The organism is Methylovorus sp. SPW-M1 (assembly GCF_053848825.1).
Genome location: NZ_CM132626.1, coordinates 389,015 through 405,780, shown reverse-complemented (window position 1 = coordinate 405,780; position 16,766 = coordinate 389,015). Strand labels below are relative to the sequence as shown.

Here is a 16,766-nt window from a genome sequence, read left to right as displayed (position 1 = left end):
CATGTCTTATATTTCACGCATTTTCACCTTGGTTGCTGCTATTTGCAGTCTCACTGTGCAGGCCGCCGAGATTCCACCACCGCCTTCACTCGCGGTTAAGTCCTATGTTCTGCGCGACTTCAACAGCCAGTCCACCATCGCCCAGCAAGCCGGCGATGAACGCGTGGAGCCAGCTTCGCTGACCAAGCTGATGACGGCTTATCTCTCCTTCAAGGCAGTGAAAAATGGCCATCTGCAATTGACCCAGACGCTGCCGATCAGCATCAAGGCCTGGAAGGTGGAAGGCTCCAAAATGTTTGTTGAGCCTAATCGCCCAGTCACCGTGGATGAGCTGCTGCATGGCATGATCATTCAGTCTGGCAATGATGCATCCATTGCGCTGGCGGAAGGCATTGCGATTACCGAAGAAGCTTTTGCTGACCTGATGAACAAGGAAGCAGCACGCCTGGGCATGAAAAATACCCATTTCATGAATGCCACCGGCCTGCCTGATCCGCAGCACTACACCACGGCGTATGACCTGTCGCTGCTGGCATCGGCGCTGATCCGCGACTTCCCGGAAGATTACAAGCGTCTGTATTCGCAAAAGCAGTACAGCTACAACAACATTACGCAGCCTAACCGCAACCGCCTGCTATGGCTGGATCCTTACGTCGACGGTATGAAAACCGGCCACACCAAGACCGCTGGCTACTGCCTGATCTCATCCGCCAAGCGCGGTGAGACTCGCCTGATTTCCGTTGTGCTGGGCACGCCTTCTGATAGCGCCCGTGCGACTGAAAGCCAGAAACTGCTGAACTATGGCTTCCAGTTCTATGAATCCCACCTGGTATACAAGCGCGGCCAGCCGATCAACCAGCTCAAGGTCTGGAAAGGCCAGGATAATCTGGTGGCTGCCACTGTCCCCACTGACCTGTCGATCACTCTGCCCAAGGGCGAATATGCCCGCGTCAAAGCCAAGGTGACCAGTCGCCAGCCTTTGATCGCGCCGATCAGCGCAGGGCAAGATGTCGGCACCATTGAGTTTTTCCTGGATGACAAGCTGATCGACAAGCGCACGCTGGTCGCTGCCAAGAACGTAGAAGTTGCCGGCCTGTTTGGTCGTCTGTGGGATACCATCAAACTCTGGTTTGCCTGAGTTCATGTCGCAGATCGTGTACCTGAACGGCGCCTTCATGCCGATAGAAGAAGCCCGCATTCCGGTACTCGATCGCGGCTTCATCTTCGGCGATGGCGTGTATGAACTGATCCCGGTTTACTCGCGCCACCCCTTCCGTTTGCAAGAGCACCTGCGCAGGCTGAGTACCAGCCTCAGCAGTCTGCGCATACCCAATCTGTATGACAGCGCCGCCTGGAGCCGCCATGTGGAAGAGCTGGTCAAGCGCAATGAAGCAGAAGACCAGTCCATCTACATTCAGGTCACACGCGGGCCTGCACCTCGCGACCATGCATTTCCTGCGCATGTGGAGCCTACCGTTTTCATGATGAGCAATCCGCTGATCACGCCGCCTGCCAGTCTGGTGGAAAGCGGCGCCGTTGCCATCAGCAGCCAGGATATCCGCTGGGATCATTGCGACATCAAAGCCATCTCATTGCTGCCTAATGTGTTGCTGCGCCAGATGGCTGTCGACGAAGGTGCGGTGGAAACCATTCTGTTCCGCGATGGCATGCTGACCGAAGGCGCTGCCAGCAATATTTTTGCCGTGGATAAAGGCGTGATACTGGCGCCGCCCAAAGACCAGCACATGCTGCCTGGCATTACCTACGATGTGATCCTGGAACTGGCCGAGAGCGAAGGCATCCCCGTTGATATTGGCTATTTCCCTGAAGCGCGCATCCGTAGCGCCGACGAACTGTGGATGACCTCTTCGACCAAGGAAATCCTTCCCATTGTGCGGCTGGACAACACCCCCATTGCAAACGGCCTGCCCGGCCCCATATTCAAGCGCATGTATAAAGCGTATCAGCTTTATAAAAACCACATTATGCGTAGCGCGGAGACACCTCATGGCTGATCAAGACACTCTGATTGAATTCCCTTGCGACTTCCCCATCAAGGTCATGGGAGAAACGCATGAGACCTTTTCCGACACCGTGGTGGACGTTATCCGGGTGCATGCGCCCGAATTCGACGCTACCCGCGTCGAGATGCGCGCGAGTTCTGGTGGACGCTACATCAGCCTTACCTGCTATGTTTACGTCACCTCCAAACCACAGCTCGACAATATTTATCGCGCACTGACTTCGCACCCTAGCGTCAAGGTTGTGCTCTAAGCATGCCCTTGCATATTCGCCGGCTCGGCCTGAGCGGGTATGAAGATACCTGGCATGCGATGCAGGAATTCAACGCTCGCCGCGACGCCGACACGCCCGACGAGTTGTGGCTTACCGAGCATGCACCGATCTACACGCTGGGACTCAACCGTCGCGATGCGACGCCGCCCCTGCGCAATGACATTCCGCTGCTGCCGGTGGACCGTGGTGGCAAGATCACCTACCACGGCCCCGGACAAGTGGTGGTTTACCTGTTGCTGGACCTTGCGCGGCAAGGCTGGACCATACGCGATGTGGTAAATGCCATGGAACAAAGCATCGTCGACTTGCTGGCACAGCATGGCACCACCGCCTACGCCCGTGCCGATGCCCCCGGCGTTTACGTGGGCGATGCCAAGATCGCCTCACTGGGCCTGCGCATCAAGCAGCAGCGCTGCTATCACGGCCTGGCATTGAATGTGGACATGGACCTGGCCCCCTTCAGCGCGATAGACCCTTGCGGCTATAAAGGCATGCCCGTTACGCAAACACGTGACCTGGGCCTGCCCCTCACCCCCGCGCAGGCTGGCGAGCGCCTGCTGGAATTGCTGGCGGGCAAGCTGGGGTATACTGAAAACGAATTCTTGAGAACCGAAGCCCTATGAGCGATACCCTGGAAATCACCCCGCCCCCCGCCACGCCGCCGCGCAAGGTAGCGGGCGTCAAGGAAACCGGCGCGGCCAAAACAGCGCGTATTCCCATCAAGATTGTGCCGCAACCCGCGATGCGCAAGCCGGAATGGATACGCATGAAAGTGCCTGACAGTGCGCGCTTTCAGGAGATCAAGCAGGTATTGCGCGAGAACAATCTGCACACGGTGTGCGAAGAGGCATCCTGCCCCAATATCGGCGAATGCTTCAGCGGCGGCACTGCCACCTTCATGATTCTGGGCGACATCTGCACGCGCCGCTGCCCGTTCTGCGATGTAGCGCATGGCAAGCCACTTGCGCCAGATGTTAACGAGCCTGAAAACCTGGGGCGAACTATCGCGCAAATGCGTTTGCGCTATGTCGTCATCACCAGTGTAGACCGCGACGACCTCAAGGATGGCGGCGCGCAGCATTTTGTCGATTGCATAGAAGCGGTACGTCGCTACTCCCCTGCAATCCAGATCGAAATTCTGGTACCGGATTTTCGCGGGCGCCTTGACCGTGCCATGGAGATTCTTACCCAGGCGCCACCGGATGTGATGAATCACAACCTTGAAACCGTGCCACGGCTTTACAAACAGGCACGCCCAGGCTCGGACTATCAGAACTCACTCGACCTGCTCAAAGCCTTCGGCGAACAACATCCCAATGTCCCAACCAAGTCTGGCCTTATGCTGGGCCTGGGGGAAACCGACGAGGAAATCCTCGAGGTCATGCGCGACTTAAGAAAGCATGGCGTGACCATGCTGACACTGGGGCAATACCTGCAACCTAGCCCACACCACCTTCCCGTATTGCGCTTCGTCACCCCTCAACGCTTTGCGCAATTTGAGCAAGAAGCGCTGGCCATGGGCTTTACCCATGCGGCATGCGGCCCCATGGTGCGCTCCTCTTACCACGCAGACCAGCAGGCTCACGCAGCGGGCGTATAAACATCGCCACGCCCTGCAAGCGCGGATGCTGCTGGGTTCCCCGTCCGCGTTAGCGCAGGCAGGTTGGCGCCTGCCCAATGATTGAGAATGCGTAATGCATCGCCCATCAACGTCCCTCCCTCTACATCCCCTGACCTATCCTCCCACAGCTCATCATCCAGGATCCTCCTGGTGAGCAGGGCAGTGAATCACTGCCTTCACCTGTTGACTTTCCCCACCTGCTTATAAACCTGCATTTGCTGTTTACTTGCTTTTAAAAATCGCATTCCGGCACGCTGAATTTTATTATTTGGCCCGTTATTAGACATAAGTTGCATAAATCATCGCCGCATAACATCAATATACTATTTTTAAATATCGTCATGAATTGAGTTATTTAACAAGTCACAGTACGCCCATATAATCAGAAAATTCAATTTTTTATTACACTCATAAACTCTTTAATTCAAAATCTATGTTGCTTTTGACTCAAAAAATGGCACGACAAAATGCAACAAAGTTACTCGCTTAACTTGAATCGTTATTTTGAATAACTATCTTATTCAACCTTTGCCAATAAGATAAACCCGGGGATCCTAAATGCTAAAAAATAATGAAAAATTTTCGAATGATTGTATGAAATTGTTAATGACTGTAAATACTAAAATCACACAATAAAAACAAGTAACGGAGAATAATTCTTGCTTTAACACCAACACTGCCCCAAGGGGATATTACCCTGCAGGGCAGACCCATCTAATGTTCAAGAACTCAAGAATAAAAATCCCTGGGCTACCATGCACCACGATCCTGCACACTTTGATTTGTTATTAACGTCGATTGCAAACTACCTGCTCCCTATTGTCATGTGGGCATTGATGGGGAATAGACGCACCGCAGGCACTCACTGCTGGTGCCTGGGGCAATGGATACTTGCCGGGCTGCTGCTGGCAATGGGGATACACGATACGGCAGGGGGAGTGGAGTCGAGAGTCGGGTTTCTTGTGATCAATGTGGCTTTTATCTTTTGCGCCCAGGCACTGCAGATCGAGCTTGGCAAAAAAATGGACATAAAAATCCCCCTGTTTTTTGCCATCGCGGTTTATCCATGCTTCGAATTGACGCGTCAATATGGTGAGGGTGCACTCATTATTGCCTTTATTCAGTTTGTGTACGCAAGCTGGCTTTGCTACCTATCCTTTCTTGCCTTCAGCATTTACAAGCAAAAAAACGTTCAGAGTGCAAAGTGGCTGGCCTATACCTACATCCCGGCCTTGCTGGGCATGTTGCAGCTTTCCAGCCTGGAGGGCCTGCATGCCAACGCGTTTTACACACTGACACATGAACATATCGTACTGTGCGGTTTGCTGCTATCAGGGGTGATCAGCCAGTTCGTGTACTTGGCCATGTTTTTTGAGCTCCACTCGGCCAATGCAGTGAGAGCCAAAGCCATCCCCCATGACCTCTCCACCGGAAACTCCCCGGAAAAAAACATGCTGCTTTCCCAAATTGCGCGCTCAGACCGGCAAAAAATCCTGTCCGAGCTAACACCCTACCTCGCTCATGAAATCAGCCAGCCAGTGTCCACTATCCTGCTCGAAGCCCAGCTGACAGAACGCCTGCTGCTCCAATCGCCCCATGCAGATCCGGATATTGTCTCTGCCGCCAAACGTATCACCCTTGCGGCACAGGTAGCCTCACGAATCCTTAGCAATCTTCGTTCATTTATCAAACCAACGGCCGCCTCGCCTACCCAGGTGGATTTGGTTGAACTGATCGCCTCTGCCTATGAGCTGATTTCTGCCTATGCCAAGAAATCCGATGTCGACTTCCTGTTCAGCACATCTCCCAAGCGCATCATGATATTGGGCGATCCCATTCCACTTACCCAGGTTCTGATCAATCTTTACCGTAACAGTATCGATGCCTGCAAAACATCCAGCACCCGCATTGTTTATGTCAGCGCCGGCATTGAAGATCAAAAACCTTGCATTCAGATACGCGACACAGGCCCGGGCTTCGCCGATCCGAGCAATGCCGGGACGGCTTACCTGACCACCAAGGAAAATGGCCTGGGCCTGGGGCTGGCTATTTCCAAATCCATCATCCTGGAGCACAGCGGTGAAATTCAATTTACCAACAATGGGATTTGCCTGGAATTTTTCCAGCAAATCTAGGTGGGCTTACAGTTTTCACTTTAATTTCTCCCAAAGTGGTTAAAAATGAGTTCGGATCTTGAAGAGATGCCTGAACGGATTACACGAACAATTGCCATCGCTTGAATGCCTTTCCAAGCATCACTTTGCAGTGGACTTCACCGCCGCCAGTGCTGGAGCCTTGGCAGAAAATGCCTCGACCTTGGCGCGCGCGACGACTTCAACTGAAGCGCCGGGCGCCAGGGTGCCAATGTCCCAGCGGACGTGACGGTATTCGTTGTAAGGGAGCTGCTCCGTAGTGCCATTTGGGAGCTTTTTGACTAAAGGCTCACGGCTGTACTTCGCGTCCTCTGCAGCCACGACTGCATTGCGTGATGGTTTTGCGCTGCTGGCCAGGTATTCGAGGCCATCAGGGATAGGGAGATTGGCGATCAAGCCTTTGACGGGTTTGTCGGTGACATTCTTGTAAGTAACGCGGTACTCAATAACGTCATTGGGTTTTACTGAGGAGGCGTCGATGCGCTTCTCGACGCCTTTTTCATCCTTGATGACTTTGTTCTGGATGAGATTAACGGTCACCGCCTGTTGAGAGGCGGTAGCAGCTGAGACTGGCGCCTCAGCAAATGACACCTGCGCTGACAGCATGCACAGAACTGCTACTAATAATCTGGATTTCATATGAACACTCCGGAGGGATTTATTTACGATGCGGAGTATTCCCAGATACGAAAACAGGATAAATAGCCCCAAGGGGCAATGCAGCGGATGGAAATTTAAGAAAAATGGGCTTGGCAGAGGGGGTGATACACCGTGATTACTCGCTTACTTTCCGCATCCGAAAACACGGCTGAGTGCTCACTGTTCGAGCATTTTTGGACTGTCACAATTCTGAAACCCAACTTTACTCATCGGGTTAATCAGTTAGTTAAAATCTCTCAAAAATGAAATGAGAATAAGCTTACAACATGATGATTTTAATTAACTTAATTAGATTCAATGCGCAAATGGCATTTATCAGAAAACGCAGGAAGAGGAAAAGCTGAAAATGAGGCGAAGGAATAAAAAATGGCTTTTTTTGCCAGTGAAAAAATTGACGGCGACTGTATGTATATTTTTTTGCTGAGGAGCGTTTTTTCAGCTGTAGAGAAGTGGCTGTTTTCAGCCATCTTTCAGGAGGGGTAGTTTCTTGTTTTTTAGTGACCTACATCACTCACCAAAGGGAACCAGAATTTGTTTGATTTTCTGGATAAGTTCTTTCATTTGAAAATCATCCAGATGTGAATATCCAAGCAGCAAACCTGGCACTCTGCCGCTATCGCCGGCGTAGTGGATATGCTGGATCAGATGAATGCCCGCTTGCTCAGCTTTATCAATCAACTCCTGAACCGGGACAGGTGTTTTCAGGGTCAGCCAGAAAAACAGGCCAGCCTCTGGCATATGAAACGACACCAGATCATCCAGCTGCTCTGCCAGCAAATTTGCCGTATTGAGTCGGCGAAGATTGTAGATGCGCGAGGCACGACGCGCTGTACGATGAAACTCCCCGGTCTGGATAAGCTCGGTGATCGCGGATTGACTGACGGGATCATCCACTTGGCCCATCAACTGACGTTGGCGCGCACATTTATCAATAAACTGGGGAGTATTGGCAATATAGCCGACTTGCCTGTCGGCAGGCAGGATGCTGGGCAATGCGCCTATGTAGATGATGCGCTTGCGCATATTGCCCGTCGCCACTGGCGCCATGGCGGGCCGATTGAAATAGAGTTGCTGGGAATAATCCGCCGCGAGGATGTGAAAATTGAGTTCCTCAGCCAACCTGAGTAGGCGCTTGCGTCGCGAAACCGGCAGAGAGACTGTGGTGGGGTACTGCACCTGATGCGTCACGAAAATGGCCTTGACCGGATGGTGTCGGCACAGCATTTCGACATCGTCATCCCTTACACCGGCACCATCCATATCGGCGAACAGAATACGCGCACCCAATGACTCGAAGACACTGAGTGCCTCGGATGGGCACCATCGCTCAAAAATGACGTAATCGCCCGGCGAGATAAGTGCGCGCGCACTGATATAGATGCTCTGTTGCAAACCGCGTGTCAGGCAAAGATGCTCAATGCCAACATTGAATCCACATTCCTCATGCAACAAGGAGGCGACAGCCTCCCGGAAGATGGGCTGCCCTTTGTAATCGGGTGTATCCATCGTGGCAGTGCGCGCAACTTTTGCCATGGCCCGTTTGGAGGCCCGGATATATTTGTCATAGGGAATCACGCGTTTGTCTGGCAAGCCCTCACTCAACAGCAGCATGTACTTTTGCGTTGGTAAGGCGGTCATAGCCTGGCCATGGGATGAAAACGCCAGATCTTGCTCAGGCACTTCCAGCAGCTGGGTTTTAGCAGGGTATGGAAGCGCCTCGGAAACAAAGGTGCCGCGGCGATGCTGGGTGGTGAGCCAGCCTTGTGCAATCAGTTCATCGTAAGAAAGCACAATGGTTTTGCGATTGACATTCAGCATGGCAGCCAGCTCGCGACTACCGGGCATGACCGTTCGCGGCGGCAGGCGGCCCTGGCGGATTTTTTCGATGATCTGCTCAGCAATCTGCAAATACAGCGCGGTACCTGGCTCAAAGGGCCTGAAGTCTATATTCAGGTTCCAGGTACGCCGCATTTCCGGGGCAACAGATGGCATCATGCGAGGCATGCCTTTTGCACCTTGAGATGATCAGGAATGATCAGATTTACAACATCCAGCATGGAACATTTCATTGAGAAGTCAGCTTATGAATTGTCGCTCATTGGCTGCCGTTTTAAATGTAGCAATTTGTATATCAAATGTTACAATTTGTACTTGCTGTGACTGCCGTTTTTGCATGTAGTTCGGCATGTCGACCGCGCTCAAGCCCGCCTGATCGCCCTGCCAAGGCCGTCACTCTTCGTGGGATGCAGCATGCTGCCACCTATTCACTGCATCTGGCCCATGTGATTCATATCACACTGGACCATGTGGACCCCAAAAGTTATTTCATCTGGCTCACGCCATCCAATTTACGTTTCGTTACAGTCCTTTGCTTCAAACCTTAATTCTCGTTACATATTAAGGTTTGGTCAGAAAAAGGGGCTCAACCCCGTTACCCCAGCTATGGTGGCGCAAGACTTAAACAATGGAGATTTTAAAGATGAGCAAGATGAAATTGGCACTGGGCGCCGTGGTCGGTATGACCGTTGCCCTGCCCATGATGGCATTTGCTGCAGCAGATCAGGAAGCCGCAATGGCTAACCCTGCCAACTGGGCTGGCCCACGTGGTCAGTACAATGGCCAAGGCTACAGCACGCTGAACCAGATCAACAAATCCAACATCAAGAGCCTGAAATCCGCATGGACTTTCTCCACCGGTGTTAACCGTGGTCACGAAGGCTCCCCACTGGTGATCAATGGTGTGATGTATGTGCACACTGCGTTCCCGAACAACGTTTACGCGCTGGACCTGAACGACAACCAGAAGATTCTCTGGACTTACTTCCCCAAGCAAGACCCATCCGTACAAGCGGTTCTGTGCTGCGATAACGTCAGCCGCGGCCTGGGCTTTGGCGATGGCAAGATTTTCCTGCAACAGAATGACGGCATGCTGGTTGCCCTGGATGCCAAGACCGGCGCCAAGATCTGGGACGTAAAGAACACAGACCCCAAGCTGGGCGCCAGCAACACCAACGCACCTCACGTCTTCAAGGATAAAGTGCTGACCGGTTGCTCCGGTGGTGAATTCGGCGTGCGCTGCTTCCTGGCTGCTTACAACCTGAAAGATGGTTCGCTGGCCTGGAAAGCTTATTCCACAGGTCCTGACAGCGAAGTGCTGATCGGCGAAGACTTCAACAAGGCTAACCCGCACTACAACGCGCTGTCTGTATACCAGGACGTGAATGGTGGTAACAAGGAAGGTGGTTCGTTCAAGGCACTGACCAAGGACCAGCTGAAGTACCCTGAAAAAGAACTGGGCACCCGCACCTGGCTGAAGCCACAAGCTACCAAGAATGGCTGGGAGCACGGCGGCGGTTCCGTATGGGGCTGGTTCTCCTATGATCCAAAACTGAATTACGTGTACTACGGCACAGGTAATCCTTCCGTGTGGAATCCGGACGTACGTCCTGGTGACAACAAGTGGTCCATGACGCTGTTTGCACGTGATTTGAATACCGGCATCGCCAAGTGGGGCTATCAGATGACCCCTCACGACGAGTGGGACTATGACGGCATCAACGAAATCGTGCTGTTCGACAAGGGCGACAAGAAGTACGCTTTCCACACTGACCGTAACGGCTTCAACTACACCCTGGACCGCACCAACGGCACCTTGCTGGTGGCTGAGAAGGCTCACCCATTCATCAACTGGGCAACCAAGGTTGATCTGAAGTCTGGCGTGCCACAAAAAGATGCGCGCTACTCCACACACGAAGACTACAACGCCAAGGGTATCTGCCCAGCCGCGCTGGGTGTCAAGGACCAACAGCCTATGGCTTACTCGCCACGCACTGGTCTGATGTACATCCCACTGAACCACGTTTGCATGACTTACGAGCCAGTGGAATCCAAGTATGTGGCTGGTCAGCCGTGGGTGGGTGCAAGCCTGACCATGTTTGCTGGTCCTGATGGCGTAATGGGCGGTTTCGAAGCCTGGGATCCATTGAAGGGCAAGGCCGTCTGGTACAACAAGGAGAAGTTCTCCTCATGGGGCGGCGTACTGGCAACAGCTTCTGACCTCGTGTTCTACGGCACTCTGGAGCGTGACTTCAAGGCAGTGGATGCACAAACTGGCAAGCTGCTGTGGAAGTTCCAAGTGGGCTCTGGCGTGATCGGCAATGCCTTCACCTACAGCAACAAGGGCAAGCAATACGTTGGCGTACTGTCCGGTATCGGCGGTTGGGCAGGTGTTGCGATGAACCTGGGCCTGGATAACGACTCCGATGCACTGGGTGCAGCGGGTGGTTACAAGGAACTGACCAAGTACAACGCTGCTCCTGGCGGCGGTGCACTGAACGTGTTCAGCCTATAATCAAGCGGCTGTCTCAATCGCCTGGCAACAGGCATTGATCAATAAAAACCCGCCTCACATTGAGGCGGGTTTTTTATGGCGTGAAACTATACAGCCACGAGCCGTGGCTTCAGTTGGGCTGTGTCAGCCATTCCGACACCGCACGCTTTTCGTCGCACGAAAGTTTCACTTCAGCATTATCGGTAGAAGCCACCCAGTCCTTGGGGATGTAATGATGCTGGCCCTGCTCATCCTTGGTGAGTTTGATGAGATTGGTACCCTCAAGACCATCGACGGTACCCACTTTGGTGTTCTGGGCGGAAAGCACCGGCATGCCGGGCAAAATAGCGTGAGAAACTGACATATCAAAACCTCCATATCGTCTAAAAATCATCTGGTAAACAGTGCTGTTGCATGCGGACATGCAAACCATACATTCACAATGACAGATTAGACGCATGCTCAGCGAGAGAGTCAGCTCCTATACTGCTGTAGGACTTTGTTAGCCCGTTTTGCTCGATATAGATTTTCCTACAGCACAATAAGAAATACCTTGATGTTGCCGGTGGCGCTTAGCCTTCACGATACATCCTTGCACAGTCAATACATTCCATAACTCAAGACTTCAAGGAGATCATCATGAAAACCAGTATCCATGGAAAATACCTAGTCCTTGGCATCCTGCTCGCATGCCTGCAAACGCCATTGGCCTTTGCCGGAGGCACCAACAGTGGCTCGAATACCAACGCCACTCCGGGCGATAACAGCACCTCCACATCGACCCCGGCTGACGGCAGTGGCAGCCAGCGCAAGGGCACCCACCAGCCAGAAAAAACACAAACCCCCAAGCGTTCGGATGAATTGAATTCAAACCGCGCTGGCACAGGAACAGGCAGCAGCTCTGGCACCGGCAGCAGCTCGTCTGGCAATTCCAGTGGTTCAGGCAGCAGCTCGGGCTCGCATTAAGCAAGCACTTGCCGCCTGCGGCGGTTGTTCCTGCCGGGCGGCAGTCAACTATTCAGCCAATCTCATTTCAGGAGAATACGTATGGGTTTGTTCTACATAAGCGCGTGGGATAAATCCGCCCATCGTGACACCCCCATCTGGGAGCATTCGCTGTCTGCCAAGGATATTGATGAGGCATATCGCGTAGGCAAAGCGCAATTTCAAACCGAACGTCCCGAACTGGACCTGCGTCAGTTCCGATTTGAGGCCAGCTGGGGTTCTGTCGAAAAGTAACAGCGTAAAGGGGATATAGAACGCCTGATCAGGCGTCGATATATCCCCACTTTTGCAACAGCTTCAGCTCGCCATTCGCCAGACGCTGACCTATATCGTTGCGGTAACGCACATTCGGCACTATCACCTTGCCCGCCAGCGCATAAGCACTGGCGCTGGCTTGTTGCACCGTCAAACCGGTGCCGGTCGCCACGCAGATGTAGCCGCTCACGCCACTGGTCACCAGATAGTCCCCCACCTTCTCCACTTCCGCCAGAAACACGCGCTGGCGCTCTGCATCGCTGATGTCTGGATGAAAAAGCACAGGCATGCCTTTGGCCAGCTGCTCGTAACCATAGGCATAGGGGAAAGGCGGCACGGTCAGCACTACGCCAGTCGCAAACCCCGGTGCAGTCTCCAGGGTAGTGGAATCAACATTCAGCATGGTTTTGAATATGGTGGCCCAGGACTGGCGATGCAAAGCACTGCAAATGGCAAATCCGGGGTAACCAAAGCGGCTGGTGAATTCCAGCGGCCAGATATGCGCTTCATTCACGATCATGTTCAGATTGATATAGCCACAATAGCCGCTCTCGGCGAGTGCCTCTTCCAGATGCGCCAGGGTGCGCTTGAACAGCGACTGTCCACCCGTGTAAGTCACCACTGTGCCCATCTCGCCGGTCAATTCGCCGAGATCGCCGGGGAAGAAATGCTTGTGCTCCCAATCAAGACAGACCGGTGACAAAAAGCGGGCACCATTGAAATACGCGCCTATGCCCATCTCTATGCCCTGCACATGCTCCATCAGCATGAAATCCACCGGCGAAGTCTCGGTAGCAGGTGAGTGCTGACGATAAAACTCCAGCAGGGCGATGACATCACTGCCATCATCAAGCGTCCCGACAAAATTGCGTGTGCGCTCGCTATCCGCGCCATTGCTTTTGTACACATAACGCGCAGGGTGGGTTTCGATAAACCGTATCGCCGCCTCCATATCGTAAAAGCGCTCGCAACGTGCTATCTCCAGCCCCATGTCCTGCATGACCTGTTGCCCAAACAGCCTATCCCCTTCCAGGCGATCGCCGTAGGCGCTGCCGCCAATCACATTAAATCCATCGCGCCGCAATGCATCCTGCCACTCGCCTTTGGTCGCAGACTCAAACACGATGCAGCCCTCCTGGCCTGCTTCGCGCACCCAGTCCAACTCATCGTGCCAGTCATCGGTAAACGACAAGAGGCCGCGATGTATGCCACGATAGGCTTCATCTTCCACCCACACCCGTACCTCGTGCCCTTCCTGCGCCAGACGGCTGTACATGGCAGCAAGGTCAGAATATTCGCCTATCCCCAATATGCGCATGGCGGCTATGCCTCGCGCTTGAGATTAAGCACAACGGCCGCGATACGGTCCGCGATGTCATAGGGTGGCAGGTCCAGCTCCTCACCAAAAATATCGGGGTCAATTTCCTCGTAGTGCCAGGAAAATCCAGACCGGTTTTGCAGACGCGCCTGCACGTCAGCAAGGAAAGGATCAGCCCCATCCACCATGGCTACTCCGGTATACAGCACCAGCGCACCACCCGGCGCCAGGCGCGCCATGGCGGCATCTACCATGCTCAGCGAAAGCTCGGCACCCAGCGCCCCTCCGCCATGGCGGTAACTGCGCTGAGCGGCATCGACCAGATACGGCGGATTGGCAATAATGAGATCAAACTCGCCCGCCACATCCCGCAATAAATCACTGTGCACCATCTGCACCCGCTCGCAGCCATTGGCTGAGGCATTCACCCGTGCCAGCGCCAGCGCATGCGGGTTGATATCCACACCGAACACCTCGGCATCCGGGAACAAACCGGCCAGCGCAATTGCCCCGACGCCGCTCCCAGTCCCGATGTCCACTGCTCGCCTGACAACCGGCTGCCGAGTCTGCGCATACTGCTGCACAGCCCGGACAAAGCGGTAAGTGTCCGGACCCAAAAATACTGACGACGCCTCCAGCGTTGGATAAGCCGAATGCAGGAAGAGCTGGCCGTTCAGGGAAGCCACCCGCACCTTGCTACGCCAGCCCATTTCCACGGGCTGCAACACATCACCGGCTTCCATCAGTCCAAACAACGGCTCACCAGCAACGTCCGCATGAAAGGGCCGCCCCCAGCCCACGATGTCGCGTACCGTTTTAGCCCAGGCCTGGGCATCTCGCTTGTAAATGCGCGAATGGCTCAAGGGAGTAATCGCCACATGCTGGTAATTCACGCCTCGTAGATAAACAAGCAAATCCCGCAACGCGGTGGCTTGGTCGGAAGACATGATCTGTTCGGGATTGACGGGCTCTGGCTGGTTCGCGTGTTCATCGGGGTTCAAAGCTGGCCTCTGGTTTCAATGGAGTGATCAAACAGCGTCCTGGCACCCTTCTGGAGCTTGAGGCGCCGACCTATTCATGACTCAGCTTAACAAAAGCCACTGGCACCGTCTGTAAGCCCCGTCTTACAGCAATCTCGGAGCCGGGCGGATAAGCAGATGAGACGACTCCGCCCATACTTTTCGCATTAAGGAGAAGGAACCAACATGCCCGGAGACCCAAGAATATTTGACGAGGAAGCTGTCACGCCGCCTGCGCCTGCCGAGGCTCCCCTTGCCATTAAAACGCTGTATTTTGATTTGCTTAATCCCGACCTGTCGGCAGAGCGCCATGTGGAATCTTCACACCAGGCAAATGCCTTTCTGACCCAGCAACTGGCGCACATAGATGCGTCGTCCATGGAGTCAGATCCCGAATTAATTGATGCCCTGCTGGCAGACTCGCCCCATGCCCTGCAGGCGTGGATACAACGCAATGCACAGGCCACAGGTCGGGAGTATCAGGAATACCTGGAAGGCCGCAAACGCGGCGAGCTCCGGCGCTATTTTTCATGTAAATCGCATGCACTGAATTTTCTGTTGCAGGTGGCCCCCACCAAAATGGTGGATGGTGCCTGGCTTTATGGCCTTACACGGCAGTGGGATGATCCGCGCTATGCCTCCCTGATCAAGACTTATCTGGAAGAGCTGGGCGAAGGACGCAGCGACAAGAACCATGTCGTGCTGTATCAGCAACTATTGCGCCGCTATGACCTCGATACCGAGTGGCATGCCCTGGATGACAGCCATTTTGTGCAAGGACTCACGCAGCTGGCGCTGGGCCATCATGCAGAAAGCTATCTGCCAGAAGTCATCGGCTTCAACCTGGCCTATGAGCAATTGCCGCTCCATCTTTTGATCACCACGCACGAGCTGGAAGAGCTCAATATCGACCCCTATTACTTCATGCTGCATGTCACGGTGGATAACGCCATGACCGGGCATGCCATGCGCGCCGCCTGGGCGGTATTTGAAGCCTTGCCCAGACGCCAGCAACGCCAGGCACTCATGATGCGCATATTGCGCGGCATGGCCCTTAATTCAGTAGGACTGGCAACGCCTGCGCTGATCCAGCAGTTTGATGCCGAAACCGAGATCACTGCCGTTTTCCGCAAAAAAGCCTCGGTGGGAAAATTCATGCATGCAAGTCAGTGCAAACTCGGCGCTTACAGCATCAATGAATGGCTATCTGATCCGCAAAAAATCCCCCAGCTGCTGCATGCGCTGGTGGATGCTGGCTGGATGACGCGACACCAGGACCCTGCGCAATCGCGCTTCTGGAAATTGATGGAAGGGGAACATGCCAGCATGTTCGGGGTATTCACTCCCTATGAAAAACAGCTGATGTATGACTGGATGGCCGGCGAGGTGCTGGAGACGCTGCCACGCCAGGCCAGACTTGGCGAGCACTGGCGCAAGAGAAGCATGACGGAAAGCAGGCAACGACCGGCGGATACCTCCTATACCACCTTGCAGTCGCTGATAGAGCCTGCCCTGCTGACCCAACCGAGCCGCCAGATGCACAACATGGCGAAATGGCTGGCTCCGGGCCAGCATCACACCTCTGCCGGGCTCGCCGCTACGCGGCTTTACATGCAGCAAACGGGGCTGAATTAAGCCATTAAACCAAAGTTCATTTGCATGTGCTTCTTGCAGATGGCCCAGTCCCGTTGTTCGACTCTCCCCGACTCAAGAAATCTCCCCTGATCGTGATGTATGGCAGGCCCCGTGCGCGAAATACCGCAATTGACTCATTCCTCGATTGCGGTTTTCTTGCCATGGGCCAAGCCTTCGCGCCCATAAAAACCGCCTCAAACTATCCTTACAGACGTTTCCAATTTTCTCCTACAGCCCTTCCCATCCCCAGCCTTTAGGCTACAAGTGCAAGCCCTGCGGCCCGAGTCAGGCAATGAATACCGCACTTAACTTGAGGTGATGCGACGCTCAAGTTGATGCATTCCACCTGACGCATCCGGCCGAATTACTCCAGCCCCTTCGCATGCAGTGTCCGTCATGTGCCTCTGTCCGCAGAGCCATGGCAGGGGAAAAGGCGGCTTGCGAATGACCCCTCATTTTTTCAACAGGATCTCAG

The 16,766-nt window shown here is 53.9% G+C and carries 15 protein-coding genes; 10 read left to right on the top strand and 5 right to left on the bottom strand.

Annotation, left to right across the window (positions count from 1 at the left end; translation table 11 throughout):
* Position 1 precedes the first annotated feature (1 nt).
* The 6 genes from ACWWD9_RS01805 (at position 2) to ACWWD9_RS01780 (ending at position 6,051) form a co-directional block, all read left to right on the top strand.
* Positions 2–1,138: a D-alanyl-D-alanine carboxypeptidase family protein gene (locus tag ACWWD9_RS01805; RefSeq protein ID WP_455867548.1), complete on the top strand. Its 1,137-nt coding sequence runs from the start codon at positions 2–4 to the stop codon at positions 1,136–1,138.
* Between the two features lie 4 nt (positions 1,139–1,142).
* On the top strand, positions 1,143–2,015 hold the full coding sequence (locus ACWWD9_RS01800; RefSeq protein WP_015831021.1) for a D-amino acid aminotransferase: 873 nt from the start codon (positions 1,143–1,145) through the stop codon (positions 2,013–2,015).
* The gene (locus ACWWD9_RS01795) at positions 2,008–2,274 is read left to right on the top strand and encodes an HP0495 family protein (protein WP_455867547.1); all 267 of its coding nucleotides are present in this window, start codon (positions 2,008–2,010) and stop codon (positions 2,272–2,274) included. Before ACWWD9_RS01800 ends, ACWWD9_RS01795 begins: the two co-directional genes overlap by 8 nt.
* 2 nt (positions 2,275–2,276) lie before the next feature.
* A complete protein-coding gene (lipB, locus tag ACWWD9_RS01790; protein WP_455867546.1) occupies positions 2,277–2,918 on the top strand; it encodes a lipoyl(octanoyl) transferase LipB in 642 nt (213 codons plus the stop codon).
* A complete protein-coding gene (gene lipA / locus ACWWD9_RS01785) occupies positions 2,915–3,895 on the top strand; it encodes a lipoyl synthase (protein ID WP_455867545.1) in 981 nt (326 codons plus the stop codon). The genes lipB and lipA overlap by 4 nt, the downstream gene beginning before the upstream one ends.
* An 857-nt stretch (positions 3,896–4,752) precedes the next feature.
* Positions 4,753–6,051: a sensor histidine kinase gene (locus ACWWD9_RS01780; protein WP_455867544.1), complete on the top strand. Its 1,299-nt coding sequence runs from the start codon at positions 4,753–4,755 to the stop codon at positions 6,049–6,051.
* A gap of 120 nt (positions 6,052–6,171) precedes the next feature.
* On the opposite strand, the gene ACWWD9_RS01775 is transcribed toward ACWWD9_RS01780, so the two are convergent.
* Together ACWWD9_RS01775 and ACWWD9_RS01770 are read right to left on the bottom strand one after the other, a co-directional pair.
* Positions 6,172–6,708, bottom strand: a complete 537-nt coding sequence (locus ACWWD9_RS01775; protein WP_455867543.1) for a hypothetical protein — start codon at positions 6,706–6,708, stop codon at positions 6,172–6,174.
* Positions 6,709–7,236: 528 nt separating this feature from the next.
* Complete coding sequence (locus ACWWD9_RS01770) at positions 7,237–8,724, bottom strand: aminotransferase-like domain-containing protein (protein ID WP_455867542.1); 1,488 nt, start codon at positions 8,722–8,724, stop codon at positions 7,237–7,239.
* Positions 8,725–9,208: 484 nt separating this feature from the next.
* Between ACWWD9_RS01770 and ACWWD9_RS01765 the strand changes: the two genes are divergently transcribed.
* The gene (locus ACWWD9_RS01765; protein ID WP_015831030.1) at positions 9,209–11,080 is read left to right on the top strand and encodes a methanol/ethanol family PQQ-dependent dehydrogenase; all 1,872 of its coding nucleotides are present in this window, start codon (positions 9,209–9,211) and stop codon (positions 11,078–11,080) included.
* 109 nt (positions 11,081–11,189) lie between these two features.
* On the opposite strand, the gene ACWWD9_RS01760 is transcribed toward ACWWD9_RS01765, so the two are convergent.
* Positions 11,190–11,423, bottom strand: a complete 234-nt coding sequence (locus ACWWD9_RS01760; RefSeq protein ID WP_013443261.1) for a DUF2171 domain-containing protein — start codon at positions 11,421–11,423, stop codon at positions 11,190–11,192.
* A gap of 275 nt (positions 11,424–11,698) precedes the next feature.
* On the opposite strand from ACWWD9_RS01760, the gene ACWWD9_RS01755 reads away from it, so the two are divergent.
* Positions 11,699–12,025 carry a hypothetical protein gene (locus tag ACWWD9_RS01755; protein ID WP_455867541.1) on the top strand — a complete coding sequence of 109 codons (327 nt, stop codon included), beginning with the start codon at positions 11,699–11,701 and terminating at the stop codon, positions 12,023–12,025.
* A gap of 81 nt (positions 12,026–12,106) precedes the next feature.
* Complete coding sequence (locus tag ACWWD9_RS01750; protein ID WP_455867540.1) at positions 12,107–12,298, top strand: hypothetical protein; 192 nt, start codon at positions 12,107–12,109, stop codon at positions 12,296–12,298.
* Between the two features lie 28 nt (positions 12,299–12,326).
* Here the strand turns inward: ACWWD9_RS01750 and ACWWD9_RS01745 are convergent, their stop codons facing one another.
* A complete protein-coding gene (locus ACWWD9_RS01745) occupies positions 12,327–13,637 on the bottom strand; it encodes a phosphoribosylamine--glycine ligase (protein ID WP_455867539.1) in 1,311 nt (436 codons plus the stop codon).
* 5 nt (positions 13,638–13,642) lie between these two features.
* Positions 13,643–14,584 carry a methyltransferase gene (locus ACWWD9_RS01740; protein ID WP_455867538.1) on the bottom strand — a complete coding sequence of 314 codons (942 nt, stop codon included), beginning with the start codon at positions 14,582–14,584 and terminating at the stop codon, positions 13,643–13,645.
* A gap of 258 nt (positions 14,585–14,842) precedes the next feature.
* Between ACWWD9_RS01740 and ACWWD9_RS01735 the strand changes: the two genes are divergently transcribed.
* The gene (locus tag ACWWD9_RS01735; protein ID WP_455867537.1) at positions 14,843–16,291 is read left to right on the top strand and encodes an iron-containing redox enzyme family protein; all 1,449 of its coding nucleotides are present in this window, start codon (positions 14,843–14,845) and stop codon (positions 16,289–16,291) included.
* Positions 16,292–16,766: the final 475 nt, after the last annotated feature.